22 protein-coding genes are annotated in these 22,648 nt (G+C 49.3%); 15 read left to right on the plus strand and 7 right to left on the minus strand.

Annotated features, from left to right (window positions below; translation table 11 throughout):
* The first annotated feature begins 60 nt into the window (after positions 1-60).
* From ABWH99_RS01925 to ABWH99_RS01940, 4 genes are all read left to right on the plus strand, one after another.
* Positions 61-729: a hypothetical protein gene (locus ABWH99_RS01925; RefSeq protein ID WP_375584630.1), complete on the plus strand. Its 669-nt coding sequence runs from the start codon at positions 61-63 to the stop codon at positions 727-729.
* Positions 730-808: 79 nt separating this feature from the next.
* Positions 809-2,065, plus strand: coding sequence for a methionine adenosyltransferase (metK, locus tag ABWH99_RS01930; protein ID WP_375584631.1), 1,257 nt, complete (start codon positions 809-811; stop codon positions 2,063-2,065).
* A gap of 104 nt (positions 2,066-2,169) precedes the next feature.
* Positions 2,170-2,697: a DUF1572 family protein gene (locus ABWH99_RS01935; protein WP_375584632.1), complete on the plus strand. Its 528-nt coding sequence runs from the start codon at positions 2,170-2,172 to the stop codon at positions 2,695-2,697.
* 58 nt (positions 2,698-2,755) lie between these two features.
* On the plus strand, positions 2,756-3,523 hold the full coding sequence (locus tag ABWH99_RS01940) for an EcsC family protein (protein WP_375584633.1): 768 nt from the start codon (positions 2,756-2,758) through the stop codon (positions 3,521-3,523).
* On the opposite strand, the gene ABWH99_RS01945 is transcribed toward ABWH99_RS01940, so the two are convergent.
* A complete protein-coding gene (locus ABWH99_RS01945; RefSeq protein WP_375584634.1) occupies positions 3,511-4,602 on the minus strand; it encodes a Gfo/Idh/MocA family protein in 1,092 nt (363 codons plus the stop codon). The genes ABWH99_RS01940 and ABWH99_RS01945 overlap by 13 nt on opposite strands.
* 225 nt (positions 4,603-4,827) lie before the next feature.
* Here ABWH99_RS01945 and ABWH99_RS01950 point away from each other — a divergent pair, with 225 nt between their 5' ends.
* From ABWH99_RS01950 to gap, 4 genes are all read left to right on the plus strand, one after another.
* Positions 4,828-4,968 carry a hypothetical protein gene (locus ABWH99_RS01950; RefSeq protein ID WP_375584635.1) on the plus strand — a complete coding sequence of 47 codons (141 nt, stop codon included), beginning with the start codon at positions 4,828-4,830 and terminating at the stop codon, positions 4,966-4,968.
* Between the two features lie 335 nt (positions 4,969-5,303).
* A complete protein-coding gene (locus tag ABWH99_RS01955; protein WP_375584636.1) occupies positions 5,304-6,047 on the plus strand; it encodes a hypothetical protein in 744 nt (247 codons plus the stop codon).
* A gap of 31 nt (positions 6,048-6,078) precedes the next feature.
* The gene (locus ABWH99_RS01960) at positions 6,079-6,663 is read left to right on the plus strand and encodes a VTT domain-containing protein (protein WP_375584637.1); all 585 of its coding nucleotides are present in this window, start codon (positions 6,079-6,081) and stop codon (positions 6,661-6,663) included.
* Between the two features lie 241 nt (positions 6,664-6,904).
* A complete protein-coding gene (gene gap, locus ABWH99_RS01965) occupies positions 6,905-7,897 on the plus strand; it encodes a type I glyceraldehyde-3-phosphate dehydrogenase (RefSeq protein ID WP_375584638.1) in 993 nt (330 codons plus the stop codon).
* Between the two features lie 65 nt (positions 7,898-7,962).
* Here gap and ABWH99_RS01970 read toward each other — a convergent pair whose 3' ends face one another.
* A complete protein-coding gene (locus ABWH99_RS01970) occupies positions 7,963-9,534 on the minus strand; it encodes an FG-GAP repeat domain-containing protein (RefSeq protein WP_375584639.1) in 1,572 nt (523 codons plus the stop codon).
* 231 nt (positions 9,535-9,765) lie between these two features.
* Complete coding sequence (locus ABWH99_RS01975; RefSeq protein WP_375584640.1) at positions 9,766-10,194, minus strand: response regulator; 429 nt, start codon at positions 10,192-10,194, stop codon at positions 9,766-9,768.
* Positions 10,195-10,742: 548 nt separating this feature from the next.
* Between ABWH99_RS01975 and ABWH99_RS01980 the strand changes: the two genes are divergently transcribed.
* The 4 genes from ABWH99_RS01980 to ABWH99_RS01995 all read left to right on the plus strand — a co-directional run bounded on the left by ABWH99_RS01980 (position 10,743) and on the right by ABWH99_RS01995 (position 14,401).
* Positions 10,743-11,519: a hypothetical protein gene (locus ABWH99_RS01980; protein WP_375584641.1), complete on the plus strand. Its 777-nt coding sequence runs from the start codon at positions 10,743-10,745 to the stop codon at positions 11,517-11,519.
* A gap of 63 nt (positions 11,520-11,582) precedes the next feature.
* Entirely contained in the window at positions 11,583-12,335 is a 753-nt protein-coding gene (locus ABWH99_RS01985; protein WP_375584642.1) for a 4'-phosphopantetheinyl transferase family protein, read from the plus strand.
* Positions 12,336-12,716: 381 nt separating this feature from the next.
* Positions 12,717-13,820: a 6-bladed beta-propeller gene (locus ABWH99_RS01990; RefSeq protein WP_375584643.1), complete on the plus strand. Its 1,104-nt coding sequence runs from the start codon at positions 12,717-12,719 to the stop codon at positions 13,818-13,820.
* Between the two features lie 263 nt (positions 13,821-14,083).
* Positions 14,084-14,401, plus strand: a complete 318-nt coding sequence (locus tag ABWH99_RS01995; protein ID WP_375584644.1) for a hypothetical protein — start codon at positions 14,084-14,086, stop codon at positions 14,399-14,401.
* Positions 14,402-14,448: 47 nt separating this feature from the next.
* Here the strand turns inward: ABWH99_RS01995 and ABWH99_RS02000 are convergent, their stop codons facing one another.
* From ABWH99_RS02000 to ABWH99_RS02015, 4 genes are all read right to left on the minus strand, one after another.
* Entirely contained in the window at positions 14,449-15,024 is a 576-nt protein-coding gene (locus ABWH99_RS02000) for a TetR/AcrR family transcriptional regulator (protein ID WP_375584645.1), read from the minus strand.
* A 455-nt stretch (positions 15,025-15,479) separates the two neighbouring features.
* Entirely contained in the window at positions 15,480-15,650 is a 171-nt protein-coding gene (locus tag ABWH99_RS02005; RefSeq protein ID WP_375584646.1) for a hypothetical protein, read from the minus strand.
* A 49-nt stretch (positions 15,651-15,699) separates the two neighbouring features.
* Entirely contained in the window at positions 15,700-17,691 is a 1,992-nt protein-coding gene (locus ABWH99_RS02010) for a molybdopterin cofactor-binding domain-containing protein (protein WP_375584647.1), read from the minus strand.
* Between the two features lie 93 nt (positions 17,692-17,784).
* Positions 17,785-18,243 (minus strand): (2Fe-2S)-binding protein, encoded by a 459-nt coding sequence (locus tag ABWH99_RS02015; RefSeq protein WP_375584648.1) that lies wholly within the window; start codon positions 18,241-18,243, stop codon positions 17,785-17,787.
* Between the two features lie 185 nt (positions 18,244-18,428).
* Here ABWH99_RS02015 and ABWH99_RS02020 point away from each other — a divergent pair, with 185 nt between their 5' ends.
* From ABWH99_RS02020 to ABWH99_RS02030, 3 genes are all read left to right on the plus strand, one after another.
* Entirely contained in the window at positions 18,429-18,803 is a 375-nt protein-coding gene (locus ABWH99_RS02020; RefSeq protein ID WP_375584649.1) for a BlaI/MecI/CopY family transcriptional regulator, read from the plus strand.
* Entirely contained in the window at positions 18,800-20,044 is a 1,245-nt protein-coding gene (locus ABWH99_RS02025) for a TonB family protein (RefSeq protein ID WP_375584650.1), read from the plus strand. Before ABWH99_RS02020 ends, ABWH99_RS02025 begins: the two co-directional genes overlap by 4 nt.
* 169 nt (positions 20,045-20,213) lie before the next feature.
* The gene (locus ABWH99_RS02030; protein ID WP_375584651.1) at positions 20,214-22,598 is read left to right on the plus strand and encodes a PAS domain S-box protein; all 2,385 of its coding nucleotides are present in this window, start codon (positions 20,214-20,216) and stop codon (positions 22,596-22,598) included.
* Positions 22,599-22,648 lie beyond the last annotated feature (50 nt).

Genomic DNA, 22,648 nt, shown 5'->3' on the forward strand with positions numbered 1-22,648 from the left:
ATCGGGTATTTTCTGAGATTTTTAGTTTTAATAACTTGCAGGCGATAAAGATACTATTGTATGCTCGTTTCTTTTTATTGCATCGCTTTGCTGGTAGGAATTTTCTCGACAGGAGCCTACCTGGTTTTCGGGAATACTCCGAAAGAATACACACGGGCCATGATGCTGGTTTTACTGATTTTGATTACCGGACTACTTACCGAATCCGTATGGGAGGCACGAGGCAGCAGCGATTCTTTTCTGCTTTTCAATGCCCTTTACGTCTACCTCAGACCAACCTTTATGCTGTTGCTTTTCAGCCAGTTGCCGTATTCCTGCCAATTACAGAAAAAAGTCGTACCTACCATCCTTGTTTTCCTGATCCTGGGGGGCGCCATCTCTGTGTTTTTGCAATCACCGTTCACCGGCGTACAATCCTATGCCTACCTGCTTGGACATGGGTTGGTATTGTTTTACAGCATTATCTTTTTCAAAGACCTGCTCGCGCAGAGTCGGTACAAGGATATAAATCTCTTGTCCCTGCCCTATTTCTGGATTGCTTCGCTGGTACTTTTTTCGTTTGGTGAGAGTTATATACTCTTTATTCTGGCCCATTATTTTCCCTCCCTTGGGAGTTACGGAAGAGGTCAGGTATTTCAATGGGTACAGTTTTTTGGGGCGATCATGTACCTCTCACTGGGTCTTTCCTTCTACGCTCCGCTGGTTTTCAAGAGGCGCTACAGCTATTAAAGCGCCTGCAGGTGAAAATATAGTTTTTAATTTTAGCCGTAAGCTGTAAATTTACCTCTTCATTTTAAAAACGCTTTGTATGTCCTATTTATTTACTTCGGAATCTGTATCCGAAGGACACCCTGATAAAATTTCCGATCAGATTTCAGATGCCATCATTGATCATTTTTTGGCCTTTGACCCCAACTCCAAAGTAGCTTGTGAAACGCTGGTAACCACCGGACAGGTGGTGCTGGCAGGGGAGGTCAAATCCAACACCTATCTGGATGTTCAAAAAATAGCCAGGGATGTGATCAATCGAATTGGATATACCAAAAGTGAATACATGTTTGACGGCAGTTCCTGTGGGGTGTTGTCTGCGATACACGAGCAATCTCCCGATATCAATCAGGGGGTGGACCGAAGCGACCCGGAGGAGCAGGGAGCTGGCGATCAGGGCATGATGTTTGGCTATGCAACCAATGAAACGGACAATTACATTCCTCTGGGGCTGGACCTTTCCCACCGTTTACTGAAGGAATTGGCGGTTCTACGCCGGGAAAACAAGGAAATAACCTACCTGAGACCCGATTCGAAAGCACAGGTAACCATCCAATACGGGGACGACCACACGCCGGAAAAAATAAACACCATCGTGATTTCCACCCAGCACGACGACTTTGCTGACGAAGCCACCATGTTAGGAAAAATCAAAACGGACATTATCGAAATTTTGATTCCCAGAGTGAAAGCGCAATTGGCCCCATCGCTACAGAAGTTATTTACCGAGGATATCGTCTACCACATCAATCCTACCGGCAAATTTGTCATCGGTGGGCCACATGGGGACACGGGACTTACCGGGCGAAAAATTATCGTCGATACCTACGGCGGAAAGGGAGCCCACGGTGGGGGAGCTTTTTCGGGAAAGGATCCCTCCAAAGTAGACCGGTCTGCTGCCTATGCTACCCGGCACATCGCTAAAAACCTGGTGGCAGCCGGAGTTGCCGACGAAGTGTTGGTACAGGTCTCCTATGCCATAGGCGTGGCCAAACCCATGGGCCTTTTTGTTAACACCTATGGCACCTCCAAGGTGAAATTGTCGGATGGAGAAATTGCAAAAATAATAGACAGGTTGTTTGACATGCGCCCCTACGCCATCGAAAACCGACTCAAATTACGAAACCCGATCTATGAAGAAACGGCCGCCTATGGGCACATGGGAAGGGAAAGTGAGGTAGTGACCAAAACCTTCTTCTCCCCGGACAAGGCCTCCATCAGCCTGGACGTAGAACTGTTTACCTGGGAAAAGTTGGATCAGGTGGATGCCATCAAACGGGCTTTTGGATTGAATTGATCCAGGTATCGTGGCTGCCGTAGATGAGCTTTTTTTTGTGGGTAAATTCCGGTAAATTGAGCCTTCTAGTGTCGGTTTTTCTATCCCTCTAATCAACGAACGCCATGAACCCGTTTACCAACTACCTGGACAGCAGCCTTCGGCTTTTTCGCTTTTACAAAAGCCAGGGGGAAAAAGCGATGGAACAGATTCCCGACGAGAAACTTTTCTGGCAATACAATGCGGATAGCAACAGCGTGGCCACAATTGTCAAGCACATGGCGGGCAACATGCATTCGCGCTGGACGGATTTCCTCCATTCAGACGGAGAGAAATCCTGGAGAAAGCGAGATGCCGAGTTTGAAAACGACATCCGCAGCAGGGACGAAATGATGCAGCTATGGGAAGAGGGCTGGGAGGTATTGTTCAAAGCCCTGGAACCCATCGGTTCGGAACATCTTGACACCACCGTGTTTATTCGCAACGAGCCCCATACCGTTATCGATGCCATCAACCGGCAACTTACGCACTATGCCTCCCATGTGGGACAGTTGATCTATCTGGGCAAAATGCTTCACTCCGGGACCTGGAAAAGCCTGAGTATTCCAAAAGGGCAGTCGGAAAACTACAAGCCGGACCACCCGGCGCGGTGAGGGGCACCAAACCCCATCTCCATAGCAAACCTACAAGAAACCACCAACACCGACGGTCATGTCCGAGTCTGGAAATCTTGCCGAAAACATGTACGAAAACCTCGCCCGGGAGGAACTTCGCCTTTGGTTGCAGCAAACCAAAAAGAAACCCTCTTTGGTCAATCGCTTTACCAGTGGCACCCAGCGATCCATCAATAACCTGATTCCAGAAAAAATTCATCAGGCAATCACTTTTGCCATAGAAAAAATGGTAAAAGGCGTATTGATCGGGAACGAATTCGTAGGTCCCAAACCCTATCCCGTGGATCTGCTGCGACTGAAGGAATACAAAGCCAGAAAAGCCATCCGGTTGTACAAGCGAACGGCCTCGGTGGAAGGAGCGATTACAGGGGCGGGCGGAATCTTAATGGGGTTTGCCGACCTTCCCGCCTTTCTGGCTATCAAAATGAAAATGCTTTTTGACATGGCAGCAGCCTATGGCTACGATGTTAGGGATATTAAAGAACGGGTCTTTTTACTGACCATCTTCAAACTGGCCTTTTCCAGCCAGAAAACCAGAAATGAAACGGTATTGCTGCTGGAAAATTGGAAGGAGTACGCCGAGCAACTGCCTGGCAATTTTGAAGGTTTCGATTGGCGCAGTTTCCAACTCGAATACCGGGATTACATGGATTTGGCCAAACTGGCGCAACTTATTCCGGTAATCGGTGCCGGGGTAGGCGCCGTAGCCAATTTCAAACTTACCGAACAATTAGGGAAAACGGCGATTCAAGCCTTTCGACTGCGCTATTTTACGGAAAGCATACCCGACTCTCATTTTAAATAAATCCGCTGGCCTTTTGCCGCACTTTCCTTCGCTGCATCGAGAATCTCCACCACCACCAGGTTGTTTTCCAGCGAGGACAGATCGGTGGGCTTCACCACTACCTTGCCCCGAACCACGGCTGCCAGGTAGGAAAAGGGGTCGTCATAAGGATAGGGTCGTTGCGGCAGATTGCGAACCGACTCGGAGCGCTCTCCAGCCATTCTGCTGACCAATTGTGTAGTATTTTTTGCCAAAAGGTAGCCTGTCTTCCCGTACACCTCCATGTCCTTCCGGCTGAAGGGCCAATTCCAGGAAGCCTGAATGACTCCCTGGGCCTTGGGATATTCCAGCAGAATGGTGGCCTCGTCATCGACTTTTGGGTAAATGTCCGGTTTTATCTGCTTCAACTCCGCAGTTACCGAAATGGGCCTTTGTCCATCCATGAGCCAGGTCATCAGATTGGCACCGTAGCAGCCAAAATCTATCACCGCTCCACCTCCGTTCAATACCGGGTCGGTTAGCCAATCCAAAAACTCCTTATTGACGCCAATTTCCATCGGGCCTTCGTGCCCATCGTTGATGACCACTCGTCTCAAAGGACCGATAACCGCCGGATCGGAAAGCTGCTTTTTGACTTCATGGTTGCTGGCATACCAGGTCGTTTCGTAATTGGTCAGCAGATGAATGCCGTGCTTCCTCGCCAACTCAGCCATTTCGCGGGCATGGGCACTGCTCACGGCGAGCGGTTTTTCCACCATCACGTGAATCCCCCTGGGAGCACAAGCCTGCACCACTTCCAGGTGTTCGTAAATGGAGCCAAAAGCCGTGACCGCCTCCGGTCGGACTTTTGAAAAAAGGGCTTCCATCGTCGGATAGACCAAATCCATGGGTAAGCCGTGCCTGCCCAAGAATCTGCGTGCCAGGTCATCATTGGATTCAACGATGCCTACAATTTCTACGTCTCCTTTGTCTTCCCTACCCAAGATCCAATGTACGTGTGAATGCGTAAGTCCTACCACCGCAATTTTTACCGGGGATTGCGCCGAAACCGAATGAACCGTGGCGAAGATTCCGAAAAGTATGCGAAAGAGTGTTTTCATGGTCCTTTGCTATTTATGGGTTTGTGTGAGGCCTGAAAAAAAATCCCTGGAAAGTGGTTTTCTTCTTCGGTGTTTTTTCTAGCCGTTTTTCTTCCTTTGAAATGCTTTTACCGTCACAGATCGCCGGGATACCCCACCTACCTGGGTGTTCTGCCGTTCTGGTTCAGCTTTCGAAGATAATCTACAGAAAAGGTAATCCCCGTCAAAGAAATTTCTATGCCTTCGATGAAATCCATCCCAGGAATAGCGTTGCGGTTTGTACCCATCACCTGGATGGTGAGGGTCAGTACGTTCGCAGGAGCACCCGTCTGCTTGTTAGCGGGTCAACACTGGACAGAAGCGTTGCTTCTAACCAAGGACGGTTAGTCGGTGTAGCAGAAGGAGTCCGCCGGTTCGGTAGCAAAGCGGGCCAGGAAACCTTCGGCCAAGGGTAGGGCATGGGTCCATTGCGGGCAAGATAGCCTGTCCGCTTTATTCCGGGAACAACACCGTCACAGGGATTTTAGGGGTTCTTACATGCAGGATCGGTTAGGTCAAATGGTGTCTCAAAAGACCCGCAAACGACATCCCTGGGGAAAATACTGTTCCTGCAATTCCCTGCAGCAGCGCCTGCTAGCCGGAGTTCCGGAAATAAACAAGGGGTACCTTGCGAAACACAAATTAATCAGTAAATTTAACCTGTCTACAAATGCCAACAAACCATGAAGTCATTCCTAGTTATCGTACTTATAGCCTGTTGCTCCCAGCTGCTGGCGCAAGACCTGGAAGGTGCCTGGAAACTCACCCATCAAAACGGGCAAGCTATCAACGATAGAGAGTATGTCAAAATTTACCAGGACGGCTATTTCGCGTTCGGAGCCAAGGAAATTGCTGGCGACAAATTTCTTTATGCAGGTGGAGGAGAATTCCAATTGAATGAAAACAGCTATACCGAGCAACTGGACTTTTTAACCTTAGATCCGGAACAGGTTGGGACCACCAATCGCTACACGCTAGATTTTGCCAACAATCGCATGGTCATCTCTACAAAAATCAAAGGGGAGGACTTGATCGAAATCTGGGAAAAGGTATCCTCTGAGAAAGACGACCTGACCCGAAATTGGGTAATTACCGGTAGAAAACGGGATGGGAAACTATCCGAGATGACCCCGGGAGCCAGAAGGACGGTAAAAATTCTCAGTGGTGGTAGGTTCCAATGGATCGCCTTTAATTCCGAGACCAAGGAATTTAGTGGCACCGGTGGAGGTACCTATGAGGCAAAAGATGGCAAATACACCGAAAAAATCACGTTTTTCTCCAGAGATGACAGCCGGGTAGGTGCCGAACTTAATTTTGACTACGAAATAATCGACGGCAAATGGCACCACAGTGGACTGAGCAGCACGGGTAATCCCATTTACGAAGTTTGGTCTCCTTACGAAGAGGCCTATCGCCCTGAAAATTAAGGGGGCGCTTCCTCCATCGTCTTTTCCAACTATGTCTAGTAAAAAAACCCGGGAAAGGGCCAGATTTTTACTTGTAAACTTACTTAAAAGCTTTTTCTACCTGGCGCTTTTAGTAGGCCTGTTTATGGTGTTTCGGCATTTTAGCACCGAAGAGCAGCGTTACGCCTGGTTTGGAAGCGTATACGACAATCCCGCTTTAGTCCTGGGGATATTCGTTGGGTCCGAGATTCTTTTCGGCATCATTCCCCCGGAAGTCTTTATGCTCTGGTCGCTGGAAACCGGAAGTATCGGTCCATATTTCATTAGTATTGCTGTACTTGCCTTGATTTCTTACGGAGCCGGCTTTCTAAACTTTCGCCTGGGCGACTGGATCCGGGACAAAGATTGGGTCAGCCCCGCTAGATTTCCACAGCTGAAGAAATACGTGCATTTATTTGAAAAATATGGCGGTTACCTGGTGGTTGTGGCATCCATTACCCCCTTGCCGTTTTCTGCCATTTCGCTACTCGCCGGCGTGGGCGGCTTGAATACCAGGACGTATCTCCTGCTAAGCCTGTTCCGAATTCTCCGGTATTTTGCCTACGCGTTTATTTTAACGGGTATAGATGGGCTGTAACCGGCGACCCCGCTGCTAAAAAATTCCAGAAATACGTCGGAAAATCGAGGTAATACGGAGCCCCTAGTCTGGTCTTGCAAACCGGTGCTTCGGGCAGTTTAAGGCAGCAACTATGCTACCTGCCAGGAAATTTCCGATACATGAAACCGGTGCAAAAAAAACCGGTGGATTCCTTACGTATATAATCAGGATTGGGGGGCATTTTTGAAATTCTTTCTTAAATTCGGCGGATCGATATCCTATGAAGAAAAAAAGAATTGCTATCAACGGCTGCGGAAGAATCGGTCGTCTCACCATTAAACTAATACTGGATAGACCCGATCTCGACCTGGTAGCAGTAAATGACCTTACCGATCCAAAGACGCTTGTACACCTCTTGCAATACGACTCTGTCCATGGCAAATACCCCCATCGGTTGGTAGAAAAAGGCGGCAACATACAAAGAGGCGAGCAGACCATCCGGATATTTGCAGAAAAAGATCCGCGCTGTATCCCCTGGGGAGCGCTGGATGTCGATGTGGTGTTGGAAGCTACCGGAAAATTCACCGATCGGGAAGGTGCTGCGCTGCACCTGCAAGCGGGAGCCAGAAAGGTTGTCATTACGGCTCCCTCAAAAAGCCCAGAGGTACCCATGGTGGTGTTGGGGGTAAACGACGGGATTCTAACAGGAGACGAAGCCATTGTATCCAATGCTTCCTGCACCACCAATTGCCTGGCTCCCATGGTTCGGGTACTGGACAAGGCTTTCGGAATCGTCAGGGGCTACGTATCCACGGTGCATTCCTACACAAACGACCAAAACCTCCACGACGCTCCGCACCGGGACCTGCGAAGAGCCAGGGCAGCGGCCTATTCCATCATTCCCACCACCACTCATGCCGCCAAGGCGATGGAGGTGGTCTTGCCGGAACTGCGTGGAAAAATCGAAGCCTCTGCCATGCGCGTCCCTGTGCCCGATGGCTCGCTTACCGACCTGATCGTATTGCTGGACAAAGAGGTGGATGCTGCGACAATCAATCGGGCATTTTACGAAGCATCCCAGACGGATTTCAGAGGAATCATTGAGTACTCCGAAGATCCCCTGGTATCAATAGACATCGTAGGCAATCCCCATTCCTGCATTCTGGATGCCGGACTCACCTCCTCTATGGGAAACCTGGTCAAAGTAGTCGGTTGGTACGACAACGAATCCGGCTACTCCAATCGGCTGGTAGAACTGGTAACCAAACTTTAAGGTAGCATTCATCCCGACGAAGGGGCTATTCGGGAAATCCATGGTATCCGTACCACTTCCCCTTGCTATTGCAGTGTATTTTCCAACCACAGAAAGGGAAGGTCTCCGTCCACCCACTGTTGGAAATAGCGGGTATAATCGGTACCAAACACCATGGAGCCCAACAAAATGTCAAGGTCTCCGTCTCCGTCTATATCTCCCACATCCATTGCCATCCAACGTCCCCCAGACGAACCGGGAAACGTACTGGCATCAAACTGACCTTCTCCCTTGTTTTCCAGGTAAACAAAGCCCTCTTCCGGCGCATTTTCATAATCTGGAAAAAAGGAAATCGCAGCGATATCCAGATCTCCATCCCCATCAAAATCTGCGGGGACCGCCTTATACGCTCCGGGTAGGGGATAAAAGAGCGTCTCCTCAAAACGATTGCGCCCGTTGTTGGTAAACACACGGATACCGTGATACGGCTTGGTAATGGGATCGTAGTCGGCATTATCTCCAGCCGTGTATACGATGTCCGGATGCCCGTCGGCATTGAAGTCAACCAGGTCAAAAAAGCTGGATCCATAGCTGGGTGGAAACCGCAAAACCGGCTCCTCTACAAACTTTCCATTTCCCTGGTTGTGGTAAATAAAAATACCCTCGTCTCCCTGCCCAAAAAGAGCGATGATGTCTTTTTTCCCATTACCGTTTAGGTCTCGGATATAGGCCTTGGTGGCGCCAGGTTTGCTGCGCAAGAGATACTTTTGAAAGGTCCCGTTTCGCTCCTGCTTCCACCAAGCCAGACTACCGGTCTGCTTGCCGTATTCACAGATGACTAAATCGTCCAGGCCGTCACCGTCCAGGTCGCCCCGATCCAGGTGAACGGGACGTTGCAGATTGCTCACCAGAATGGGCGTAGGCTGACCGGGGGCATCGGGAAGCTGCATGACAAAGCCCAGGTCCATGTCGGTAGGATTAAAGGTACCGATTACCAGCGCCAAACTCCCTTTCTCGTCGGTGTGCATCCAGACCGTTCCCTCCGGACTGCGGGCTGTTTTGATGACTTGAAAATCGGCATCAACGATGGAAAGGCTGGATCTACCCGCATCGCTGATAAATAAGCGGTTTGGGGCATCTATCTTTACCATGAGCGTCATGGCATTTTTTGTCTTGCTACCTGGCTTTCTCAGCCGAAAATAGGGAAGGCCTTCGCGAACGGGGCTTCTATCTTCCCGGGGTAGCTGGGGTGGAGCCTGTTCCAGGTAATACCCGGAGATCTTTTCGAAAATAAGGGAATCGATAATCGGCGTTTTGGGAAACACCTGCTGTCGCTCCACGATTTGTCCGGCCCTGCCTCCCTCCAATAGCCAGTCCCGAATGGTATCGTTTGCATATATCCCGTAATAATGACCCATCCTCGGAAGAATCGTTTTCCAAGTGGTCGTGTCTAATAAGTCAGGTTCTGGAAACAAATGACAGCCCGTACAATAGCTACGGGCCAGGGTACTCGCTGGCTGTTCCAGAAGAGAGGAAGCCTTCTTCTCACCTGATTCTCGGATCACCGGCTTGGTCTCGCCTTTTTCTTTCGAACCGGTTTGGCAGCCGGCAAGCGCAATCAGGAGAATCAGAGGAATCCACTGGTAGAGTTTTTTCATTTGGAAAGGAATTAATGCCCACTTGCCTGCGGGCCTGCCTCCGCCTTGGCAAGCCAATCCCGTTTGTCGTCAATTACGCGATACTTGCCATGCGAACAGAGCTTCTTTATCACGAATATACGTGATCCTACCATACCTTTGGCTGTATTTCGCGGATTTTAGCCGATGGGGGAAGCCCTGTCACCTGAACCACCTAACGGATTGCAATCAGCTTTCCGGGAGAAAACCCGTTTAGCCTATCCTGCCCGGCGGTAACTGGTTTCCCAACAAACATTGGATACTCCCGTGCAGTGTTCCACTGTCCAGGGGCTTCAGCAGAAATTCATCGATACCCAAACTTAAGCATTTTGTGCGGGCGGCTTCGGAAAGATCTGCCGAGATGGCAATGATGGGGATTTTTTGGTTGACAAACCCGGCCTGACCGGAGCGGATGGCTCTGGCAGTTTCAAACCCGTCCAAGACCGGCATTTGTAAATCCATCAAAATCAAGTCGTAACCCGTGGCGGCCACTCGTTTTAGCGCGGCCGCCCCGTCCGCGGCCAGATCAAAAAGCGTGTTGCGCCATGAAGTAAAAGTAATCTTCAGAAGCAGGCGTACCACCGGGTCATCGTCTACTACCAACAGTTTTTTCCCGCCCAGGTCGAACGTTCGTTTTTCCATCTCCTTTTTTCAACTACTGATAAAAAAATCAATCCACTCTCTTTGAGCGATAAAAATAGATAATCCGAAATTATCTTCCAAATAATAAAAATAACCTACACTAATGATGTGGGAAACTTCATTTTTTTGGTACAGTCTGGTAGGCCATGGATCCTACCGGAAGCCCCGGCCGGCACACAAGGTTGGTCCCGACACCTGTGTCGATCTACCAGCCTCATTGGATCGGAAACCAATCAACCAGCCCATCCCTGACTACCTCGGAGAAGTATCCTCAAAATCACGGTGAAAATCGGTTCCTTCTTAGCCTCACATGATTACCCGCCAGCAACAAGGCCGGGACCGTAAGTCTCCCAAAAACCAGGACTTCCCGGAAACGCCCAAAAACCCTAAGGTATTGCAATCAGCAATGCGAGCGCTTGCTCCCTGTCCGCTTGTACTCCCGTCCAAGAGGCCCTGGAGTCGCTGCCTCTCCTCGTTCAAGAAAAATTAATTGGCCACCATTTGATGACAAAAGGTATTTTCTTCGATGTACAGAAAAAGAACTATCCATGAAAAGAGCATGCGTTGTATTAATTCCAGTCCTGCTGTTCCTTACGATTTCTTGCAGCACCAACGAAGAACCAAGCACCCAAAACATTCGTAATGTGACTTCCCAATTGTGTGCCAGCGCCAGTGGGGTTGAAGGATTGTATTGGGACCTCTCCAACGGGGGGAATCGGGGAGATATTCCGGGAGGCGTTCCCACGGTAGCCCAGGTGGGAGGGAATTTCATCCATTCCGGCCATCCACTGCTCGGATTCACCTATGCCAGTGGCTATTCACCCGTCGAACTTCGGCAAGATGTCCCCTTGCTGATCGGGGTCAACCTGCTGAGAAATGATGACCGTGGAGTGTGGCGTTATTACCTGCAAACTGTCAATTCGGCGACCAATGCTACCCAGGTACTGCAGTCAGAAATCAACCGGTTTCTTAATTTTGTGGGTGGCAATGGCCAAAATTTAGAAGTCGTTTGCAGCAACAATGGCAGCGGCAGCCAGCCCGGCACCGGCATGCAGCAAACCTTTGCCTCCCGAATGATCCGCTCACAGGGATTTACGGGGGTTTTTGTGGTGGACGTAAAAGTATTTCCTGATCTGGGATTCTCTTTTATTGCCACGCAGGTCAGTTTTTCCCCTACCGCCGATTTCGAGACCGAAATCCTGCGCACGTATTTGCCCGTATCCTGGCAATTGCTGTTTACCGATAGCGGAAGCCGTCCCGATCGGGATGGAGACGGGGTTCCAGACGACCTGGATCGAGCACCCGATGATCCCACCAGATGGTAACTAGTCCAGGGTAAAAAAAAATGCCTATCTTTCCCCAGGATCAACGAACCGCTAGTATAATACATGCAGCGCATCAGTGTCTTTTGTGAAACGACGAGTACTCCGGAATGGAATGGCCAGAACCCGACCCAAACCGCAAGCTTTCTTGACGTCTGGAGGATTCCCCTCTTTCTCCCAGGCCATTCTATCGACGTACTCAAAGAACGGTTGTCCGATGAAGAACTGCGGCAGGCCCATCGATTTGCCCAAAAAGAAGATCGGATCCGGTACATTTTGGGTAAGGGACTTCTTAGAAAGCTTTTGCAGATCTATTTGAATGAAGACCCCGACGCCCTCCAATTTGGAAAAAACCGGTACCGTAAACCATTTCTGGTGGGTAGAGAGGATTTTCATTTCAACAGTAGCCATGCGGGCGACTGGGTTGTCATCGCACTTGCCGGCAGCGAAGTGGGAATAGACATCGAACGTGTCGATCCTCGGTTTTCTTTTGAGGAGCTACTTCCCTACATTTTTTCCTCTCGGGAAATTGCCTTCATTCGGCAGTCCGCTCGGCCCACTGAGTCGGTTTATACCCTCTGGACACGCAAGGAGGCGCTCCTAAAAGGTATGGGCTTGGGCATTACGGATCATCTGATGGATTATACCTTACTTGACGGAAGACAGGAAATGGAAATGCCCGAACGAAGTGCTATCCGGGACTGGCAGGTGAGAAGTTTTCTTATGGACCGGGAATATTGCCTGAGTCTGGCGTTCACGCAACCCAGCCTACAGCCACGTTTTTTTGATGGGGTACGCTTGTTCTCCGAAAGCGAATGAAACGAGCGAATCGTAAAGCAATAGCAGTAGATGGGTTACCACTCCTACTGGAAAAATTCGTTTCCTGCTACAGATTCAAGACCCGTACCTACCGAACAATGCTAGTCCAGATTTCCCTCCGTTTCAAAACGAGTGCGAATTATCCGAAGGATTAGAAGGGGAGCATTTAATCTTCAATCCGAAAAAAAAGGCATACCCTCTCTGGAGAAAACGCGGATCAACGAACGGTTTTAGATAGGCAAGCTGATTTTATGCAGAATCGATAGGCTCCTCACTCAACGATGGCGAAAAATCAATTTTTTTTTTAGTTGTAAAAAATTATTTGTCTGTAATATCCTTTGATTTTGGATGCTAATTTTTTAGTTTAAAGAAAATTTTCAAATGAAAAAACAACCAAAGCTGCTTTATTACGCCTATCCCCTGGCCCTGTTGCTCCTGCTTTCCTGCCAGCGGGAGACCCTTGAAAACGGGGACCTACGCTTGCTGGAATTGGAAGCAATCGAGTTAAACCCTACAGCCTACGCGATTGAAAAAGTAATTCCTTTGGAAACTACTTCTGCCAACCTTTTGGGAGACTATCTTACGGTAAAATTTTCTGAAAAGGCCTGTTTTGTTTTTGATGAAAGCGCCCGGGATGCCATTCATCGGTACGACCTCAATGGAAAATACCTTGGCAGGTTTATCGAAATTGGAGACGGACCGAACCGCATTGAAAGCGTGAATGATTTTATTCCGACGCCGGAAGGCCTGGAAATCCTTAGCGTTAAAGGAGATCGGTCTACCATTATTCAGCTTGATAGAAATGGGGAAATGACCGGACAACTGACGCTGGATTATTACGGAACGTCCTTTGCGAAATTACCCGGGGGCTACTATGCCGCTTCCGGAAGCTATAATCTTCCTTTTGTCGAAAACAGGCTGGCGATTATTGACGAGCAGGGGAAAACAGTAAAGACCTTTCTACCGAATACCCATGCGCTTTTGCCCATGCAGGAAAAAAATTTTTACGCAGCAAATGGGTCCGTATTTTTCCATGAAATTTACAACAACCGTACCTACCAGATACTGGAGGACAGTCTTGCTCCTAGCTATCAATTTGATTTTGGAACCTACCGTATTCCCGAACGGTTTTTTGAGATGGATTGGATGGCCGGGTTCGAAATGCTCAGCCAACAAGGGTTTGCCGTCATTTCCCAGCACTGGGAAAGCGAAAAGAAGGCCTTTTTCGGAGTAGATGTACAAGCGGACGGGGAGCGTAAAAACCATCAAATCATTTTGGACAAGCGTGACCTGCAAGCAAAAAAAAGGATTGCTTCTACCAGGGACTTAGCGGCCTTTTACCATCCCGTTGGGGTATTCGACGAGTTTCTGGTATTCATCGCACAAGCCCCGGATTACCTAAAACTTGAAGCAGATCAATTGCCGGACGACAGCCCGATGGTTCAGGAGGGAGATAACCCGGTTTTATTATTCGTTGATTTTTGATAGTTCCGGACTAGTTGTTACTTAGATGTTCCCGTGCTCAGGCAGGAATCCATACATACTTATCCGTACCCATGCCCCGGTTTTGCTGTCAACTATCCACGGCGTTTTCCTTGGTTGGAGCCTTACTAAAGATAAAATAGTTTTTACAGAACACCTGAAAACCTATCAGGTCACGTACCGTATTCCCTTTGCTCCTGATCGGATTCATGCCGAAAAAAACGGGTGTTGGTTTCCAAAAGCCTTTTGCTTCTATCGTTTCCTTTATGGATACCGTAGAGGGTTACGGTACCGACATGCCGGTAATAGCTTTCATTACCACCGGGGATACGGAAGAAATCATTCAGACAGGTACGGAATACAGATGTCTCGATCCATTTATCCATGATCCGAATGATACATTCAACAAAGAAACCCAAGTTTGGAAGCGTCTGAATGTAGATGAGAAAAACTCAGTTGCTCCATTTTTTATGGAAGGGGATTGTAATTTCGAGTTGGGTGTGCCCTACCGGGTAGGCGAAACCAATGGAAAGAACAATTGGAAGCCCTTTCGAGATAATTCGGTAAGACTCTCGGTAGTGTGAACCAACGGGCGGTGTTCATGAAACGGAGTAATCCGGAAGGATTTTCACTATTCCTCCAGAAGCTGCAACACCACCTCCACTGCAGCCAATTGCCGGGAGGGGGCGGATTCTATTTTGGAGATGACCTGCACCCCATTGTAAAGGGTAAAAAGAAGATTGGCAAAGGCCTTTAGGTCTTTTCCTCTGGAAAATTCGCCCATCGCTTCACCGGATTTCAGGTAATCAAAAAAAAGCTTTTCAAATTGAATCTGATTTTCCCGAAGCATGGCTTTCAAATCGCCATCTTCCGGCACCAATTCGGTGGTAATGTTCACTAAAAAGCAACCCCTACGATCGGTATTTTCGCGTACCACGTATTGAAAAAGTCTTCGAAAGCCCTCCAAGACGTTTGGCTGGGCGTACAATAGCTCGTAGTACCTACGCTTGGTGGTCTCTCGGTAGTTTTCAAAAGCCCTCATGAACAGGTCTTTTTTGCCTTTGTAGGTATCGTATAGACTGGCGCGGTTGATTCCCAGGTGATCGACCAGATCCTGCACAGAGGTAGAATGGTATCCTTTTTTCCAAAACAGCTCCATCGCTTTGGTAAGGAGTACTGTTTCATTGAAAGACTTGTTTCTGGGCATTGGCAAGATTGGAAAATGGTGATAGGGGATAAATATAAAGTTTTGGAACGATCATTCCAAAACTCCGATAGAGAATCGTTCCGCCGGGTGGATTATCCCTCGATTTCTATTTCGCTGTGGGGCTGTTTTCCTACCCTTCTGAATCTGACTCCTGCCCATAGCCCTAGCGACAAACCAGATACTCCTTTCCTAATGGAGCTGCGCGGGCTTCAAGCGGAAACCAAAATTTCTGTATTTACGCCGATGAATTTTTTTTCGATGCGGCTTTTCCTGCCAAAAACGAATCAGCCCGGGGCGGTGGAACCCAGGGGTATCCGGACCTTCGGATACATTGGAGACCGATGGTATCAAGTACCTGCCATTCCTGTTTGTAGCCTATGAGAAGCAATCACGTCCTCAAAAATCCGTTGCCCATGGGCACGGATCGTAGCCCAAGAGAATTTAAGGTCAGGCTATCAAGCCAAGGCTTCGTTCACTGGTAGTTCGTAGATTCTTTTTCCCTTTAATTGGTACAAGGCATTGCACAGGGCCGGGATAAAGGGGGGAACGGGTGGTTCCCCCACTCCGGTAGGTTTTTCGGTGCTCTCTATGATATGCGTGTAAATCTTTTTCGGGGATTGTGGCATGCGAATAATCTGGTAGCCATCAAAGTTGTTTTGGACTACCTGCCCACTCTCAAATCGTATGGCGGAAGAGCAACGCCAGGCTGGTAGCGAATTGGGCTCCACCTTCAAATTGGGAGCGAATACGGTCTGTATTGACGGCAATCCCACAATCTACGGCGTAATGCACTTCCGGAATGATCAGGTTTCCTGACGCATCTTCTGCAACCTCTACGATACAGGCCACATAGGTAAGAAAGCTTTTATGTGCCGCGAATCCCAATTTTTTTCCTTGTTTGATCCCGGCTTCCCATCCCGCCTCGGCGGCTACCCGACGGATCACTTCCTTCATGCGGGCAGTATCCCAGGGATATTCGTCTATGGCCTCGCCGTAGTTCGGATAGGCCCCTTTCATTTCTTCCCCGAAAGAGAGTTTCCGGTCCTCACCGAGCAGGGAAAGAACGTAGGCCACAGGATCCTTTCCTGTATCTTCCGCCAGTTCGTCCAACATGGTACAGGTAGCAAAGGCATGGTGAATGTTGCTGACCGAGCGCAGCCAGCCGACCCGCGTATGGGCTTTCGCTTCGTGGGATTCAATCCGGATATGGGGAACATCGTAAGGAAAGTCGGTACACCCCAATCCCATCTCTCCGTCAGAAGGATGCAGTTCCTCCGCATTGGAAGTACCTCCAATTGCAGGAAAAACGGTATGGTGGTTCCAAGCCACTAATTTTCCGCTGCCATCCAACTGTGCTTTGATCCGCTGTGCGCTATGGGAATGGTAAAAGTCATGGTGAAGATCGTCTTCCCGGGTCCACTGTACCCGAACTGGCTTTAGAATCGCTTTTGACAGCAATGCAGCCTCTACCACAAAGTCCGGCTTGGACTTCCTTCCAAATCCTCCGCCAAGCAAGGTCACGTGAACCGTTACCTGGGAGACATCCATGTCCAGAGCTTCCGCTACCGAATCCCGGGCCCATTGGGGGTGTTGGGTGGGTGCCCAGATTTCAACGCTTCCGTCTTCTTTGTAATGAGCAAGGGCGGCGGGGGGCTCAATCGTGGCGTGGGCATAATAGGGCGCCCGATACGTTTTTTCGAACGTCTTTCCTTCGCCAGCAAAGGCGGTTTTCACGGACCCTTTCTCCCTTCGTAGGCGACCCTCCTGAAGGGTACTTGCAATCATGGCCTCCATCTGGCTGGCACATTGATAATCCTTGTTATCACCTAGCTCCCAGTCCACTTCCAGCGCTTCCCTCCCTTTCATGGCTGCCCAGGTATGGTCGGCCAAAACAGCCAATCCCTCCAGGGGTTTATTCAAGCCCGGATGCAAGCCGTTCCCGGATATTTTGATCACCTGGTTGACCCCAGGTACCTGCAAGGCTTTATCTTCTTTATAGGAACGAATCGTTGCCCCAACCACGGGACTTCGCAAAATCACCGCTATTTGTTGACCGGGAAGATCCAGATCCGCTCCGAATCGCGCCTTTCCTTGGGTAATTTCCCGGATATCGTAAATCGGAACATCCTTTCCCACGAGCTTGTAATCGGAAAGGGATCGCAATGCCAGGCTATCTTCTGCCGGAACAGGCATTTCCTGCAACCGTTCCACCAGATCTCCAAAAGAAACTTCCTTTCCACTTGCTTCGTGGACCACCAAGCCATCCCGGGTATCGCAGCCGGAAATATCCAGGCCCCAATGCTCGGCAGCTGCCTGGCGAAGCATATGGCGGGCAGTAGCTCCCGCCCTGCGCATGGGTTCAAAAAACATGCGTACCGAATAAGAGCCATCGGTATTCTGATCTCCATAGGTGGCTTCGTCGCCTACCGCTTGTTCGATACGAACGGTCTTCCAGTCCGCGCCTAACTCATCCGCCACCACCATGGGAAGGGTGGTTCGTATACCCGTCCCCATTTCGGAACGGTGGGCGATGATGGTAACTGTATTGTCGGAACCTATTCTCAGGTAGACATTCGGGGCGAAGGTGCGCGTTTCGCCATTGGGTCCGGCACACTGAAAATTGACGCCGAGCAGAAAGCCGCCCCCAACCAGGGAGCTGATTTTCAAAAATTCTCTTCTGCCAGGTGAGTATACCCTACTTTTGTCGATAGGTTGTTTTTTTGAGAAAAACGGAAGGTTCGGTAGCATGAGCAATGGGGGTTAGGACTGGGAGGCAGCGGTTTGGATGGCTTCTTTGATGCGGTTATACGTACCGCAGCGACAGAGATTGCCCGCCATGGCCGCTTCTATTTCCGATTCACTGGGATTGGGGTTTTCTGCGAGAAGCGCTGCGGCATTCATGAGTTGCCCGGATTGACAGTACCCGCATTGCGGGACGATGTGCGCTTCCCATGCCCGCTGCAGGGGATGATCTCCGTTCGCGGACAGGCCTTCAATGGTGGTGATCGCCCGGTCTCCTACCGCCGAAACCGGCAAACTACAGGAACGGGTGGCGACGCCGTCTACGTGAACCGTACAAGCGCCGCAAAGGGCTTGCCCGCAACCAAACTTGGTTCCTTTAAGTGATAGCAGGTCCCGAATTACCCAAAGTAAGGGCATATCAGCGGGAGCGGTAACTTCCTGCATTTCTCCATTGACCGAAAGGCGGTATTTTTCCATGACATGTGATTTTACGTAGATGAATGTACAAAATCCCCCGTTGACTTGCAATGTTCCCGAGCGTATTCCTTTGCTTTGAACAGGCATTCCAGGAAAAAGCCGGCTCCGAAAGGACTAATACGATTAATTCGTAACTTTACGATATTTTCGTAGGAAAACTAATTTTATATCTATATCTTTGGTTTATGGAAACATTGACACCCACCGAAGAACAGGTAATGGCCATCGTTTGGCAGCTGGAAAAAGCGCTGGTCCGGGACGTTTTAAACGCGTATCCGGAACCAAAACCGCCCTATACTACGCTTGCTTCCATCATGAAACAGTTGGAAAGAAAAGGCTTTCTGGATCACCGCACATACGGCACCACCCACGAATATTTTCCCCTGATCGGCAAGAAAACCTACCAAAACCGAAGTTTCAATCAATTGGTCACCAATTATTTTGAAGGATCTGCCAAAAACGTGCTGTCCTTCATGGTAAAAGAGAAAAAGCTTTCCGGAAAGGATTTGGAGGATCTGGAAAAATTGGTGCAAGAATTAAAAAACCAGAAAAAGTCATGAATCCACTGCTCATTTATCTTTTGGAAGCAAGTTTTTGCCTCGCTGTCCTAGGCTTATTCTACCGGTTCGTTCTCGCAGAAACCACCTTTTTCGCCTGGAACCGCGCCTTTTTATTGGGCAGCTTTGGTTTGGCCTGGGTGATCCCTGCGCTCCGACTGCCGCTCAACGAATCTACGGCGGCGTTCAGGGATGCGCTGGCGATTGATCTTCCCGTTTTCGAATTCTACGCAAGTGAACCCGGCGGGGCATCTACCTTTGGTTGGTTGGGCCTGGAACCTATCCTGATCGCAATCTATTGGTGTGGCGTCGCTTTTTTCGTGGGTCGCCTGGGGGTAGGTCTGGCTCTACTCTATCAAAAAGCTTCCCGGGCGCAGAAGGTCTCCTGGGGCAGGTTTACGCTTCTGGAGCACCCGGACTTTGAACCCTCCTCGTTTTTTCGTTGGATATTTCTGCAACCACCTGCAGACGAAACCACGAACCGCGACTGGATACTTGCCCATGAAACGGCCCACGCAAACTACCTCCACAGCCTGGATTTGCTTTTGTTTCAACTCGTAAAAATTAGCTTCTGGTTCAATCCTGTGCTACGGTATTTCGAAAAGGCACTCCTGGAGGTACACGAGTACCAGGTAGACCGGCAAATGACACAAAAACACTCCAAAGACGCGTACGCGGACCTACTCTTACAGGTAATTCAACCGCTTCCTCCGCGTTCCCTGGTAAACAATTTCAATCAATTTCAACTCAAAAAACGATTAACGATGATGTACCGATCTCATTCCTCACCGCTGGCCCGATTTGGCTACGCCTTGTCGCTACCCTTACTTACCCTGCTACTGGTAGTTTTCTCCTGCGAATCCACGGAAGAACAGCCCGTTATGGATCAAAACGGCCCGGAACAGATTTCCGAGCGGGTGATGCGTGGAGAAGTATTTGATGTAGTGGAAGAAATGCCCTTCCCTGTCGGCGGCCTGGAAGGCTGGAACACGTTCCTTAAGGAAAACCTCAGGTATCCGGAATCAGCCCGGGCCGATGGCATCGAAGGAACCGTGTATGCACAATTTACCGTAGATACCGAGGGGAGTGTTAACGATGTTCGCCTGGTCCGGGGCGTCAATCCCCTTTTGGATAACGAGGCAGTCCGGGTACTGGAAACGGCCCCTGCCTGGAACCCGGGGAAACACAAAGGAGTAGAGGTACCGGTAAAAATACGTGTTCCGATACGTTTTAAACTGAATTAATCAGATGGCTTGTTGGTAAACCCTCCCTGGCAAACTGAAAATCCTTTTCTTTTTTGCCAGGGACTTTTTTTGACGCAGGGTGTTTTTTCAGACAAATTCCATTAAATTTACATTTATTGGTAATCCTAATTAGGAAAATTTCCAAATTTGTACTTCGGAATTTTTTTTCATGAAAAAATCCACTTCTACAAAACCGGACGAAGAGGAACGATTGGCCACGTTGTATTCGTACGATATTCTGGACAGCCAACCCGAGGCTGAATACGATGCCCTGACCGAGTTGGCAGCCCGAATCGGACAAACGCCCGTCTCAATGCTTTCATTTCTGGGAAAGAATGGGTCCTTTACTAAATCTACCTTTGGTGTTGAGCAAAACGGCCATACCGAAATCGCCTTTCCCTTGAACGCGCAACAGGAGCGATCGCATGCACCAATCGTTGTCGCGGACTGCCAGGACGCTGGCCTCCGCCTGGGGAAACTGGGTCCCGAATACCGCTTTTTTGCGGGGTTTCCCGTCGTTTCTCCCAATGGATTTCTCTTGGGTTTTCTAAGTATACTGGATACCCAGCCATCCGTACTGGACCAGCAGCAAAAGCACAGCCTTACGCTGCTGGCGGGCCAGGTTACCACCTTACTGGAAGACCGGAAAAAGCAACGCGTATTGCGCCAAAGCTACCGGCTGCACCGGGAAATGGAAAAGCAGCGGGCACTGGACCGGGTGAACAGCGATGCGCTGATCAATACGACTACCGATGACATTTGGAGCATTGATACCAACCATCGATTGATTGCATTTAACGATGCTTTTGCCGAAAAGATGGAACAGCTGCTCGGTCAAAAGGTCTTTCCGGGCTCCAGAGCGCTATTTCCAGAGCTGATCCCTGCGGACATGCATCGGGCTTTTAGCGGCTTTTTTCGTCGCGCGCTATCCGGCGAATCTTTTACGGAAACCTATTGCAGGCCGGAAAAACTAAAATCCGGCATGGAGATTTGGATTGAATTAAGTGCCCACCCCATCCGACAGCAGGGGACGATAACCGGAGCCGCTTTTTTTGCCCGAACCATTACCGAGAGAAAATTGGCCGAAAATAAAATCAAAGAATCGGAGGCCAATTACCGCATGTTATTTGATCTCAGCCCATTACCCAAAATACTTCTGGATGTGGATACGCTGGAAATCCTGGAAATCAATCGGGCTGCCTTGCGTTGTTATGGATACGAAAAACATGAAATCCTGGGATATAGCATGGGAATGCTGCTACAGGAGGACGAAATTGGCCTATTTTACGAGGGTATCCAGCGATTTCTGGGAAAAGGGGTCCCTGAGAAAATAAATCCCTCCATTCACCGTACAAAAACGGGCGAACTCCTGCAGGGGGAATTGCTGATTCACGAACTGGTGTATAACGACCGAAAATGCGTGATGGCAATTTTAAACGATCATACCGAACAGTTGCAGGCCCAGTCCATGAAGTCGCAATTGGCGAACATCATGGAAAACAGCCTGAACGAGATCTACATTTTTGATACAAAAAGCCTTCGTTTTTCTTATGCGAATAGGGGTGCTTTGCTGAATATTGGCTACGGCATCGATGAACTTCAAAAATTGACGCCCTATACCATCAAACCCGAATTTGGAGAAGCAGAATTTCGATCGTTCATTGATCCGTTGATCTCCGAAGAGCAGGAAAAATTAATTTTTGTTACAGTCCACGAGCGGAAAGATGGGACACGGTACCCCGTGGAAGTGCACCTGCAAAAAATGCGGTACGAAGGGCAGCCGGCACTCGTAGCCATTATCATCGATATCACCGAAACGAAAAAGACCGAGCAACAACTGCAGGAATTGAACGAATTGCTGGAGAAGAGCAACCGGGAATTGGAGCAATTTGCCTCCATCACCGCGCACGATCTACAGGAACCCTTGCGAATGGTTTCTGGATTCACCTCCTTGCTAAAAAAGAAATACGAAAAACAGCTCGACGAAAAAGGCCTTCAGTACATCCACTACGCCATGGACGGGTCCATCCGCATGCAGCAGATGATCAAGGATATTCTGGAGTACTCCAAAGCCGGAAGGGAATTGACCTCCATGTCGGTTTTTTCATTGAGGGAGGTATTGGCGCTGGTACAAAACGACTTAAAGAAACGAATTTCCGATGAAAAAGCCCACTTGGAGCTTCCCTCGCAGGACCTGCAACTACTGGGTCATCAAAATTCGATCTATCGATTATTTTTGAACCTGATATCCAATGCCTTGAAGTTTATTCCTCCAGACAGCCAACCGATGGTTCGCATTCGTGTGCGGCAGGATCCCCAAAAATACCATTTCACGGTCGAAGACAATGGCATTGGTATCGATCCGCAAGACCTACCCCGGCTTTTCCAACCGTTTAACCGCCTCCACAACAAACAGACTTTTGCCGGAACCGGTCTGGGACTGGCTACCTGCAAAAAGATCGTCAGCAACCATGGTGGCGAAATTTGGGTAACCTCCCAGCCAGGAAAGGGCAGCCAGTTTCATTTTACCCTGCCTAAAGGTCCGGGCAAATAACCATTCTACGAAGCCCTTCTAACACTGAAAATCTCATCGTTGCTGCAGAG

It is taken from the genome of Cyclobacterium xiamenense, assembly GCF_042140265.1.
GTDB lineage: Bacteria > Bacteroidota > Bacteroidia > Cytophagales > Cyclobacteriaceae > Cyclobacterium > Cyclobacterium xiamenense_A.

Bases quoted from the DNA above. Each gene is read 5' to 3' on its own strand.
- ABWH99_RS01995 (WP_375584644.1), top strand. From the start codon at position 14,084: ATGGATACCGTAGAGGGTTACGGTACCGACATGCCGGTAATAGCTTTC.
- ABWH99_RS01975 (WP_375584640.1), bottom strand. From the start codon at position 10,194: ATGGAAAAACGAACGTTCGACCTGGGCGGGAAAAAACTGTTGGTAGTA.
- ABWH99_RS01955 (WP_375584636.1), top strand. From the start codon at position 5,304: ATGAAGTCATTCCTAGTTATCGTACTTATAGCCTGTTGCTCCCAGCTG.
- ABWH99_RS02025 (WP_375584650.1), top strand. From the start codon at position 18,800: ATGAATCCACTGCTCATTTATCTTTTGGAAGCAAGTTTTTGCCTCGCT.
- gap (WP_375584638.1), top strand. From the start codon at position 6,905: ATGAAGAAAAAAAGAATTGCTATCAACGGCTGCGGAAGAATCGGTCGT.
- ABWH99_RS01960 (WP_375584637.1), top strand. From the start codon at position 6,079: ATGTCTAGTAAAAAAACCCGGGAAAGGGCCAGATTTTTACTTGTAAAC.
- ABWH99_RS01945 (WP_375584634.1), bottom strand. From the start codon at position 4,602: ATGAAAACACTCTTTCGCATACTTTTCGGAATCTTCGCCACGGTTCAT.
- ABWH99_RS02000 (WP_375584645.1), bottom strand. From the start codon at position 15,024: ATGCCCAGAAACAAGTCTTTCAATGAAACAGTACTCCTTACCAAAGCG.
- ABWH99_RS01925 (WP_375584630.1), top strand. From the start codon at position 61: ATGCTCGTTTCTTTTTATTGCATCGCTTTGCTGGTAGGAATTTTCTCG.
- ABWH99_RS01970 (WP_375584639.1), bottom strand. From the start codon at position 9,534: ATGAAAAAACTCTACCAGTGGATTCCTCTGATTCTCCTGATTGCGCTT.
- ABWH99_RS01980 (WP_375584641.1), top strand. From the start codon at position 10,743: ATGAAAAGAGCATGCGTTGTATTAATTCCAGTCCTGCTGTTCCTTACG.
- ABWH99_RS02015 (WP_375584648.1), bottom strand. From the start codon at position 18,243: ATGGAAAAATACCGCCTTTCGGTCAATGGAGAAATGCAGGAAGTTACC.
- ABWH99_RS01990 (WP_375584643.1), top strand. From the start codon at position 12,717: ATGAAAAAACAACCAAAGCTGCTTTATTACGCCTATCCCCTGGCCCTG.
- metK (WP_375584631.1), top strand. From the start codon at position 809: ATGTCCTATTTATTTACTTCGGAATCTGTATCCGAAGGACACCCTGAT.
- ABWH99_RS02020 (WP_375584649.1), top strand. From the start codon at position 18,429: ATGGAAACATTGACACCCACCGAAGAACAGGTAATGGCCATCGTTTGG.
- ABWH99_RS01940 (WP_375584633.1), top strand. From the start codon at position 2,756: ATGTCCGAGTCTGGAAATCTTGCCGAAAACATGTACGAAAACCTCGCC.
- ABWH99_RS01950 (WP_375584635.1), top strand. From the start codon at position 4,828: ATGAAATCCATCCCAGGAATAGCGTTGCGGTTTGTACCCATCACCTGG.
- ABWH99_RS01935 (WP_375584632.1), top strand. From the start codon at position 2,170: ATGAACCCGTTTACCAACTACCTGGACAGCAGCCTTCGGCTTTTTCGC.
- ABWH99_RS02030 (WP_375584651.1), top strand. From the start codon at position 20,214: ATGAAAAAATCCACTTCTACAAAACCGGACGAAGAGGAACGATTGGCC.
- ABWH99_RS02005 (WP_375584646.1), bottom strand. From the start codon at position 15,650: ATGCCACAATCCCCGAAAAAGATTTACACGCATATCATAGAGAGCACC.
- ABWH99_RS01985 (WP_375584642.1), top strand. From the start codon at position 11,583: ATGCAGCGCATCAGTGTCTTTTGTGAAACGACGAGTACTCCGGAATGG.